The 4,539-nt window shown below is 71.2% G+C and carries 5 protein-coding genes; all 5 read left to right on the top strand.

Features of this window, described 5'->3' with window-relative positions; genetic code table 11:
• Positions 1-250: STAS domain-containing protein (locus RIF89_RS03200; RefSeq protein ID WP_309067713.1), on the top strand; the 250-nt coding region annotated here is incomplete at its 5' end.
• A 49-nt stretch (positions 251-299) separates the two neighbouring features.
• Positions 300-707 (top strand): arsenate reductase ArsC, encoded by a 408-nt coding sequence (locus RIF89_RS03195; RefSeq protein ID WP_309067714.1) that lies wholly within the window; start codon positions 300-302, stop codon positions 705-707.
• Positions 708-943: 236 nt separating this feature from the next.
• Positions 944-2,116 (top strand): MFS transporter, encoded by a 1,173-nt coding sequence (locus RIF89_RS03190; RefSeq protein WP_309067712.1) that lies wholly within the window; start codon positions 944-946, stop codon positions 2,114-2,116.
• A 160-nt stretch (positions 2,117-2,276) separates the two neighbouring features.
• On the top strand, positions 2,277-3,971 hold the full coding sequence (locus RIF89_RS03185; RefSeq protein ID WP_309067711.1) for a thiamine pyrophosphate-dependent enzyme: 1,695 nt from the start codon (positions 2,277-2,279) through the stop codon (positions 3,969-3,971).
• Positions 3,972-4,211: 240 nt separating this feature from the next.
• Complete coding sequence (locus RIF89_RS03180; RefSeq protein WP_309067710.1) at positions 4,212-4,502, top strand: hypothetical protein; 291 nt, start codon at positions 4,212-4,214, stop codon at positions 4,500-4,502.
• Positions 4,503-4,539 lie beyond the last annotated feature (37 nt).

Raw genomic sequence — 4,539 nt, 5'->3', positions numbered from 1 at the left:
CGTCGACGGGGAGCTGTTCTTCGCCTCGTCGAACGACCTGACGACGCAGTTCGACTATGTCGCCGACCCGCAGCGGGTCGTGATCGACATGTCCCGCTCGCACGTGTGGGACGCGTCTTCGGTCGCGGCGCTCGACGCCATCGTGACGAAGTACGAGCGGCACGGCGCCGAGGTCGAGATCGTGGGGATGAACGATGCCGCCAGCGACTTCCACGGCCGGCTGTCGGGCGGGCTCGGAGCGGGGCACTGAGCCCCCCTTGCAGGATACATAGACTGCCATCTATGCTTTTGGGGTGACCATGCCCACCGTCCTGTTCGTCTGCGTCCACAACGCCGGACGCTCTCAGATGGCCGCCGGTTACCTCGAGGCCCTCGCGGGCGACCGCGTCGAGGTGCTCTCGGCGGGATCCGAGCCGAAGGACCGGATCAACCCGGTCGCCGCCGAGGCGATGGCGGAGGAGGGCATCGACATCACCGGCCGCGCGCCGAAGATCCTCACGGTCGACGCGGTGCGCGAATCGGACGTGGTGATCACGATGGGCTGCGGCGACGCGTGTCCGATCTTCCCCGGGAAGCGCTACGAGGACTGGCAGCTCGACGACCCGGCAGGCCAGGGCATCGAGGCCGTGCGCGTCATCCGCGACGACATCCGATCCCGCGTCGAGGCGCTGATCGCCGAGATCGCGCCGACGCCATCAGCCACCTGACCGGCAACTGACCCGAGCGCCCCGTTGCGCCCCTTCACCGCCCCCGCGTGACAACCGTTTCCGAGCGGTCCGCCTCCCCTCCCCCCCGGATGCGGACCCCGCTCTCGTCACGCGGGGGTTCTCTCCTTAGGAGACGCAGGTTTCCTCGGCCGCGCACCCGGTGGGCTCAAGCCGCGGGCGAGGGTTCACCGGCACCCGCTACGATCGCGTGCCCGACGAGCCGTGGGAGGACCCCGATGCACACGACGCCCGAGCCCTGGCAGGGGACGCGTCTCGCGGCGTTGTCGGTCGGCCAGGTGATCAGCTGGGGCGTCCTGTTCTACGCGATGATCGTCGCCGCGCCGGCGGTGGCGAGCGACACCGCGTGGCCGCTGACCGTCGTGACGGGCCTGTTCTCGGTCGGCCTCATAGCCTCCGCTCTCGTCGGCGTGCCCGTCGGGCGTCGACTTGACAGACAGGGCCCGCGCGGCATCATGACGCTCGGCAGCGCGATGGGATCGGCGGGGCTCGTGATCGTCGCTCTCGCGCCGGACCCCCTGTGGTTCGGTATCGGATGGGTCGTCGCCGGCTGCGCGCAGAGCGCCGTGCTGTACCAGGCAGCGTTCACCGTACTGGCGCGCCGATACCACGCGCGCCGACGCGGCGCGATGACGGTGCTGACGCTCGCGGGAGGTCTCGCGTCGACGGTGTTCGCACCGATCGTTGCCGCGCTGCTCACGGTGACCGACTGGCGCACCACGTTCCTGATCCTGGCGGGCACGCTTGCCGTCACGACGATCCCGCTCCACTGGTTCACACTCGAGCCCCGGTGGCAGCCGATGCCCCCGGCAGCGGCGCGCGAGCCCGACCACAGCGTGGCGGCCTTGCTGCGCACACACCGCTTCTGGGCACTGACGTTGGCGACCATGCTCGTCGCCGCCTCGCTGTACATGGTGACTCTCGCGTTGATCCCGCTGTTCCTGGAGAAGGGTCTCGACTACACCCTGTCGGCGTGGGCGCTCGGACTGCTGGGTGCGGGGCAGGTGATCGGCCGCCTGATCTACGTCGCGATCCCGCACGCGGCGGCGGCGTGGCTGCCGCTCGTGGTGACGGCGGCGCTGTCGGCCATCACGCTGGCGCTGCTGGCGGTGATTCCGGGACCGGCATGGCTGTTGATCGCGGTCGCGATCGGGGCGGGAGCTATACGGGGTGCGCAGACGCTGGTGCAGGCCTCCTCTGTCGCCGAGCGCTGGGGCACGCGCAGCTACGGGGCGATCAACGGCGTGTTCGCCGCGCCCATCACGATCGTCTCGGCGCTCGGCCCGGTGCTGGGGCCCGTCGCCGCAGACGCGACCGGTGGCTACACGGCGATGGCGCTCCTCGCCGCGGCGGTCGCCCTGGTGGCCGCAGCGATCGCCCGACTTTCCTGAGTGCGACCCCGCCGAGGGATCTGCTCGGCGAGGAGCGCAAAACAGGCGGATCGCCGCACATTCAGCAAAGATCCGCCGATCTTTCGCGCAGATCGGGCGGTAAACATCCCCGCGGCACGCCGATCCTGGTCATGACCCCGCCGATCGGCCCGGAGTGATGATGACCACGAACCTCGCCGTCGAGGCGCCCGCAGGCTCCCCGACCGTCGCCGATTCCGCGCCCACGACGGAGAGCGCGGGGCACGCGATCGTCCGCACCCTCGAGGAGCACGGCATCCCCCGCGCGTACGTCGTGCCGGGTGAGAGCTACCTCGAGGTGCTCGACGGCCTGCACGCTTCCACGATCGAGACGATCGTGTGCCGTCAGGAGGGCGGCGCGGCGTACATGGCCGAGGCGGAGGGGAAGCTGTCGGACCTGCCGGGCGTCGTCATGGTGACCCGCGGCCCGGGGGCCGCGAACGCGCTCGTCGGGCTGCACACCGCATGGCAGGACTCGACGCCGCTCGTGCTGTTCGTGGGACTCATCCCCATGGACCACCGCGGTCGCGAGGCGTTCCAGGAGTTCGACATCCACGGCTGGTTCGACAAGGGCGCCAAGCGCGTGCTCGTGCTCGACTCGGCCGAGCGCGCGGCCGAGACGGTCGCCGAGGCGATCTTCGCCGCCCGCTCCGGACGTCCGGGTCCCGTCGTGGTGGGCCTTCCCGAGGACGTCATCCGCCGGCAGGTGCCCGTGACGGTGCATCCGCCGATCCCGGTCGCCGAGGGCGGCATCGCGGGATCCGACGCCCGCGCGCTGGGCGAGGCGCTGCGCGGCAGTCGGAAGCCGCTGTTCGTGACGGGCGGCAGCGACTGGACGCCCGTCGCCTCCGCACAGCTGACCGCGTGGCTGGAGGAGCACGGCATCGCCGCCGCCGCGGAGTGGCGCACGGAGGGCGTGGTCGGCTTCGACTCCCCGAGCTACGTCGGCCCGATCGGCTACGGCCGCCCCAAGCCCACCTACGACCTGTTCGAGGAGACCGACCTGCTGGTCTTCGTCGGCACCCTCCCCGGCGATGTGCTGACGAGCAGCTACACGGCACGCCAGGGCTGGCAGGCGCGCAACTTCCTCGTGTCGATGGATCCGTCGCTGCGCGGCCGCTCGGGCGCGGTGTCGCATCAGATCGTCGCGAAGCCGTGCGCGTTCGTCCGGGATCTCGTCGCGCTGCACGTCGAGACGGATCCCGCGTGGGCCGAGTGGACCGCTCGGATGCGCGGCCAACAGGAGGCGTTCGCGGCGCTTCCCGAGGCCCGCGCCGACGCCGAGGAGCCCGCGCGCATGGACACGCTCATGGCGCACCTCGTGCCGCTGCTGCGCGAGGACGCGCTCGTCACGCTGGGCGCGGGCGAGCACACAAACTGGGCGCACCGCTACTTCCCTGTACGGCAGTACCCCGCCATGGTGAGCGCGGGAAACGGCTCCATGGGGTACTCGATCCCGTCCGCCGTCGCCGCGTCGCTGCGGTTCCCGGAGCGACAGATCGTCACGATCGCGGGGGACGGCGAGTTCCTCATGAACGGTCAGGAGCTCGCGACCGCACGCCAGTACGGCGCCGCTCCCCTGGTCGTCGTGATGGACAACCAGGAGTACGGCACCATCCGCACGCACCAGGAGCGCCACCACCCCGGCCGCATCTCGGGCACGCAGCTCGTGAACCCGGACTTCGCCGGCATGGCGACCGCGTTCGGCGGGTTCGGCATCCGCGTCGAGCGGGACGCCGACGTGGCGGAGGCCGTCGGGGCTGCGCTCGCGGCCCAGCGCGACGGCCGCTTCTCGCTCATCCACCTGATCGTCGGGCAGCGCGCGCAGGCGTACTGACCGTCACCCCCATCGCATCGACGACCGAAGGAGCACATCATGCGAAACGAGATCGACCCCGATGCCCTGCTGCACGACGGGCGTCCCTACTGGTTCGACAAGCACCCCTCGCAGGCCGAAGGCGAGGACCTCTCGGTCTAGAGACCGCCTCGCGCGTTCCCGATGCGCGTTCGTGTCAATCCCCTCGCGCGGGACGACCGACCGCGCGAGGCTGTAGGCACCCCACGGGAGGAGCTATCGATGAACAGCACGCCGAACGACAACGTCGACCCCACACGCGACGAGCGAGGCCCCGAGGACGACCTCGTCAGCGAGGATCCGGACCTGAGCACGGGCGAGGACCCCACGGTGGACGAGGGCCCGGCCGCCGAGGCTCCGGATGAGGACGGCCTCGGGATGGCCGACCCGCCGGTCGCGCCTTCTGGCAGCGACGACGAGCACCCGTCCCAGGCGGAGGGCGACGACCCGGAGAACCCGGACGACGGCTTCGTGAAGGACGCCGACGGCCACCCGTCGCAGGCCGAGGGATGAGACGAGAGAAGGCGGGCCGGCATCACAGCCGGCCCGC

The sequence above is a fragment of the Microbacterium sp. genome, assembly GCF_031178525.1.
In the GTDB taxonomy this organism is placed as follows: domain Bacteria; phylum Actinomycetota; class Actinomycetes; order Actinomycetales; family Microbacteriaceae; genus Microbacterium.
This window is presented reverse-complemented; position numbering and strand designations above follow the sequence as displayed.